This is a genomic window from Tropicimonas sp. TH_r6, assembly GCF_033101155.1.
GTDB lineage: Bacteria > Pseudomonadota > Alphaproteobacteria > Rhodobacterales > Rhodobacteraceae > Tropicimonas.
Window position 1 is genome coordinate 1 of record NZ_JAWMPX010000082.1, and the last position, 1362, is coordinate 1362.

At 56.5% G+C, this 1362-nt stretch carries 1 protein-coding gene; it reads left to right on the forward strand.

Annotated elements, in window-relative coordinates; all coding sequences use genetic code 11:
- A partial coding sequence (locus R3X27_RS25480) for a hypothetical protein (RefSeq protein WP_317711720.1) occupies positions 1 to 1357 on the forward strand: 1357 nt, incomplete at its 5' end.
- Between the last annotated feature and the right edge of the window lie 5 nt (positions 1358 to 1362).

Genomic DNA, 1362 nt, shown 5'->3' on the forward strand with positions numbered 1-1362 from the left:
TATATGGGAGGAGCACTTCGAAGATGCAGGTGCTTCAGGACCCAAACCGAAGATGGCGTTCAAGCACCAGCTACGGGTGGTGATCCTGGATCTGTATGTGGCTTGGCTGGAAGACCCGGAACTTAGCATAGGGGTATCCATGTCCGTAAACTCCTGGAACACCGGTTCACGCTATAACGCTCTCCACATCTCCAAGAGGATCGTTCCAATCATCCAGCGCCTGCATGTGGTCGGCCTGATTGACCTAGCCGCCGGGAGGAACATTTCACCGGGGCACCGAGATAACCGAACCACCCGGATACGGGCAGCCGAGCCGTTGATTGAGTGGTTCGAACGTCAAGAAGTCCCACGCGATGAGATTATCCAGGCGGCAGGGCAAGAGGTCATCATACTCCGAGGGGAGGGAGAGGATCGGCTTCTTGAGTATGAAGATACTGACGAAACCAACCGGATGCGGGAAGACCTCCGGGCCTATAATGAGGTCATCGCCGGTGCCTTTATCGACATCCCGGATCTCGCTGAACCCAAGGTGGACAGAGCGCCAACCGACCATCATCACAAGGTCACCCGAAGGATCTTTAGCCGAGGCCGGTGGGACCTCAATGGAAGGTACTATGGCGGCTGGTGGCAGCAGATAGATAGTGACTGGCGGTCCAGGATCTTCATCAACGACACCCCAACGGTAGAGGTGGACTTCCGGGGACTACATATCGCCATTCTCAATGCTCAAGAAAACGAAGAAGACGAGGGGGACCCTTATCTTCTGCCCGACGGCGCAGTTCCCGACGTTCCGGCTGCGCTCCAGAGAAAGCTGATCAAGCGTCTGGTTCTCACGGCTATTAACGCTCGGGAGAAAGGTTCTGCCTTTCGCTCTTTCCGTGACAGCTTCCCGGCTGGTCACTTCGCCAAGGCCATGACCAATCTGGGGTTGGAGCTCCTCCTCGGGATGTTCCTGATTGAGCACCCCCACCTCGCACCAAGTCTTTTTGCGGACGTAGGTATCCGTCTGATGTACCTCGACAGCCTGATCGCCGAGAGAGTTCACCGTCACTTCATTGCTCAGGGCGTGCCGGTACTATCTGTTCATGACAGCTTCATCATCGATTACACGAGGGTGGGAGAGCTCAAGAACCTCATGGCTCAGGCATCAGAGGAAGTGGTCGGTCGTCCCTTGGAGACCACGGGCAGGGTCGGGTTGGATGAGGTGATTGCCGACCCCATCTTCCCGGTGGATGACTTCATCGAGCATTGGCAACGGGAACGGTCTGATGGGTACCAGCGGAGGCTGGCTGCACACGAAGAGCGTACAGGCCGTGAAGTGGTGCCGTTTACACTTCAGCGCGAAGGCTTGCCGTGAAAATC